4 protein-coding genes are annotated in these 4,015 nt (G+C 72.7%); all 4 read left to right on the forward strand.

Features of this window, described 5'->3' with window-relative positions; genetic code table 11:
- Positions 1-442 precede the first annotated feature (442 nt).
- A complete protein-coding gene (locus tag ACFU5G_RS29435; RefSeq protein WP_377252607.1) occupies positions 443-2,245 on the forward strand; it encodes a biotin carboxylase N-terminal domain-containing protein in 1,803 nt (600 codons plus the stop codon).
- Positions 2,246-2,357: 112 nt separating this feature from the next.
- Positions 2,358-2,828 (forward strand): hypothetical protein, encoded by a 471-nt coding sequence (locus ACFU5G_RS29440; RefSeq protein ID WP_377252609.1) that lies wholly within the window; start codon positions 2,358-2,360, stop codon positions 2,826-2,828.
- Between the two features lie 118 nt (positions 2,829-2,946).
- Entirely contained in the window at positions 2,947-3,447 is a 501-nt protein-coding gene (locus ACFU5G_RS29445; RefSeq protein ID WP_377252611.1) for an NUDIX domain-containing protein, read from the forward strand.
- Between the two features lie 9 nt (positions 3,448-3,456).
- On the forward strand, positions 3,457-3,921 hold the full coding sequence (locus tag ACFU5G_RS29450) for a hypothetical protein (protein WP_377252613.1): 465 nt from the start codon (positions 3,457-3,459) through the stop codon (positions 3,919-3,921).
- Positions 3,922-4,015 lie beyond the last annotated feature (94 nt).

Raw genomic sequence — 4,015 nt, forward strand, 5'->3', positions numbered from 1 at the left:
CGAATTTGGCGCCAAGGTCGGGCGCCGAGGCCCGGGCCGGTGTCGAACGTTGGCTTCGTCGGCGCATGAGGGCCTATGAGCCGACGGAGCCTACGTTCGCCGACACCAGAGCCAACGCCGGGGCCGGGCGCCGCGGCGCCAGGCATCGAGGTCGGGGTCGGGTCGAAGTTGGGGGGCGCGAACGTAGGCTTCGTCGGCGCATGAGCGCCCATGGGCCGACGGAGCCTACGTTCGCCGACGCCGGGGCCAGCCGCCAGCACCAGCACCAGCCCGCTCGTTTACCCGATACCGACAAGCCCGGGCGGCTCAGTGGACTGCACAGTGCCGACGCCATGTCTGATTCCCACAAACGGCCCGCTCCGGGGTTGGTCTGGCCTCCAGACTTTCCGCCGCCTGCCCGGAGCCGGTACATAGGTCCCGGATACCCGGGTTACGGTGAGCCGTGCCTAGTTCCAGCCTGCCCCGAACCATCTCGAAGGTGCTCATCGCCAACCGTGGTGAGATCGCCGTCCGCGTGGCCCGCGGCTGCGCCGATGCGGGGCTGGCGTCCGTCGCCGTCTACGCCGACCAGGACCGCGAGGCCATGCACGTGCGGATCGCCGACGAGGCGTTCGCCCTCGGTGGCGCCCGCGCCGCCGACACGTACCTCGACCCGGCCAAGCTGCTCGACGTCGCCCGCCGCTCCGGCGCCGACGCCGTGCACCCGGGCTACGGCTTCCTGTCGGAGAACGCCGAGTTCGCCCAGGCGGTCATCGACGCGGGGCTCGTCTGGATCGGCCCGCCGCCGTCGGCCATCGACGCGCTCGGCGACAAGGTGAGCGCCCGGCACATCGCGCAGCGTGCCGGCGCGCCCCTGGTGCCCGGCACGGCCGACCCGGTCAAGGACAGCAGCGAGGTGCGGGCCTTCGCCGAGGAGTTCGGCCTGCCCATCGCCATCAAGGCGGCGTTCGGCGGCGGCGGCCGCGGCCTCAAGGTCGCCCGCACGTTCGACGAGATCGACGAGCTGTTCGACTCGGCGGTCCGTGAGGCGACGGCGGCGTTCGGCCGGGGCGAGTGCTTCGTCGAGCGCTACCTGGACAAGCCGCGCCACGTCGAGACGCAGTGCCTCGCGGACACCCACGGCAACGTCGTCGTGGTGTCCACGCGGGACTGCTCCCTGCAGCGCCGCCACCAGAAGCTGGTCGAGGAGGCGCCCGCGCCGTTCCTCACGCCGGAGCAGGAGAAGTCGCTGTACATGGCCTCGGAGGCCATCCTGCGCGAGGCCGGGTACGTGGGCGCCGGCACCTGCGAGTTCCTGGTGGGCCTCGACGGCACCATCTCCTTCCTCGAGGTGAACACCCGCCTCCAGGTCGAGCACCCGGTGACCGAGGAGGTCACGGGGATCGACCTGGTCCGCGAGCAGCTGCGCATCGCCGCCGGCGAGCCGCTCGGCTACGACTCCCCCGCGATCCGCGGGCACTCCCTCGAGTTCCGCATCAACGGCGAGGACCCGGCCGCGGGCTTCCTGCCGGCGCCGGGCCGCCTGAACACCATCACCTGGCCGTCGGGCCCGGGCGTGCGCGTCGACACGGGCGTCGTCGCGGGTGACACCGTCTCCGGCGCGTTCGACTCGATGATCGCCAAGCTCATCGTCACGGGCGCCACGCGCAAGCAGGCGGTCGAGCGGGCCCGCCGCGCGCTGCGCGAGCTCGTGGTCGAGGGCATCCCCACGGTGGTCCCGTTCCACAAGGCGGTGCTCGACGCCGAGGCGTTCGTCCCGACGGACGGCTCGCCGTTCCGCGTGCACACGCGCTGGATCGAGACCGAGTTCGCCGACGAGCTCAAGGCGCTGGCCCCGGCCGCCCCGGCCCCCGAGGAGAACGTCGAGGAGGTCACGGCCGAGCGCGTCGTCGTCGAGGTCGGCGGACGCCGTCTCGAGGTCGTGCTGCCCGCGGGCCTCGGCGTCGCGGCCGGCCGCGCACGCACCGCCAACGCGGCCCGCCGCCCGGCCCGTCGTGCGGGTGGCGGCAAGGCGTCGAGCGCCTCGACGGGCAACACGCTCGCCTCGCCCATGCAGGGCACCATCGTCAAGGTCGCGGTCGAGGACGGCGCGCAGGTGGCCGAGGGCGACCTCGTCGTCGTGCTGGAGGCCATGAAGATGGAGCAGCCGATCCTGGCCCACCGCTCGGGCACCGTGCGCTCGCTGACGGCGGCGCCGGGCGCGGGCGTCTCGGCCGGGGCCGCGCTGTGCGAGATCGTCGACTGAACCAACCTATCGGGTGATTTCCGACATCAACACGGGTGAAAAGGGCCCGATCGCACCTGATAGGAACCAGGTGCGCTCATCGGGCATCTTCTGATCCGCTAGGTTCTGCGACGTGACACGCGTCGTAGTACTCAGCCCCGAAGAGGCCATCGCCCTCGTCCGTCCGCGCAAGACTCTCCCCTCGTTCGTCAGCGAGCTGACCTGCGACGACGGCGTCATCGCCGTCACCGCGGACCTGCGCCGCCTGACCTATGCCCCGCTGCCCGTGAAGATCGCGGCCAAGGCCGTCCCGGTCATGCACGCGTCGGCGCGGATCACGTCGGTGTGGCAGAACATCGCGGTGCTCCAGGTCGAGGCCGATGCGGCCGGCCTGCCCGCCACCAAGCTGCTCCCACTCGCCGCGGGCACCATCGCCAAGATGGCGCGCAAGAGCGGCCTGCCCGAGAACGCCGTGCAGCTCCGCAAGGACGGCACCGTCTCCCTCGACCTCCGCGCGCTGATGCGCGGGGAGTTCACCGAGGTGACGGGCTTCCGCTTCGAGGGCGGCAAGGTCGTCGTCGAGGGCGTCCCCGCGCAGGTCTGAGCCGGACCGAGCAGGAACCACGTCCCGCCGCCCGCCGGGTGGCGGGACGTCCGTTCGCCATGGCGGGACGTCTGCCCCGGCCGCTGACAGCCCGCGTCCGACCTGAGAGACTGACGCCGTGCCGAACCCGACAGCGCCCCCGACCGACCTCCACCGGCACGACGGCGACGGCTGGGTGACCTGCGGCGACCACCGGCACTGGGGCCTGTTCGGCGCCGCGGGGCTGCTCCTCGTGCGCCGGGACCACGACGGGGCGCCGTCGGCCGTGGTGCTCCAGCACCGGGCGCTCTGGTCGCACATGGGCGGCACCTGGGGCATCCCCGGCGGGGCCCTGGCACCGAACGAGAAGCCGGAGGACGGCGCCCTGCGCGAGGCCGCCGAGGAGGCGGCGATCGACCCGGCCGCGGTGCACGTGGTGGGTACGCACGTGCTGGAGCACCCGGCCTGGACGTACACGACGGTCGTGGCCGACGTCGCGGCCGGGCACCAGGTCGAGCCGCGCGCCGCCGACCCCGAGAGCCTCGAGGTGCGCTGGGTGGGCCTGGACGAGATCGGCGCCCTGACCCTGCTGCCCGCGTTCGGCCACGCGCTGCCGCGCCTGCTCAGCTTGCTGGGTTAGGGTCGAATCGTGCATATCCGGATCGCTCCCGAAGAGGTGCTCAGCCTGGCGCGGATCGCCAAGCAGGCGCCGCCAGTCATCAGCTCCGTCGTCGGCGACGGGGACGTGATCCGTGTGGTCGCGGACCTGCGCCGGGTCGAGGCCCTGCCCGGGCCGCTCAAGCTGGCCGTCAAGATCGCCCCGATCGTGCGGGCCGACGTGAAGCTGGCCTCGTTCGAGCGCGGTGTCGCGACGCTCGCCGTCGAGGTGAACGCCGCCGGCCTGCCGGCGCACCGGCTGCTGAGCCTGGCCGCCGCGCCCATCGAGCACGAGGTCGCCAAGCAGGGCCTGCCGCCGGGCGTCGTCGACGTGCAGCCGGACGCGCGGATCGCCGTCGACGTCGAGCGCCTGCTGGAGGCCAAGTTCCCGGGCGTCACCGTCACGGGCGCGAAGGTGGAGGGCGGCCAGATCGTCCTGGACGCTTCCGTCGCCTGACCAACAAACGGAGCCTGAGCATTGGGTGCGACGCCGCTCCCAGGTAGACACCACGAATTCGGGGTCGGTTGCTCTGCGTGGACATTGTCCACGC

It is taken from the genome of Promicromonospora sp. NPDC057488 (assembly GCF_042802395.1).
GTDB lineage: Bacteria > Actinomycetota > Actinomycetes > Actinomycetales > Cellulomonadaceae > Promicromonospora.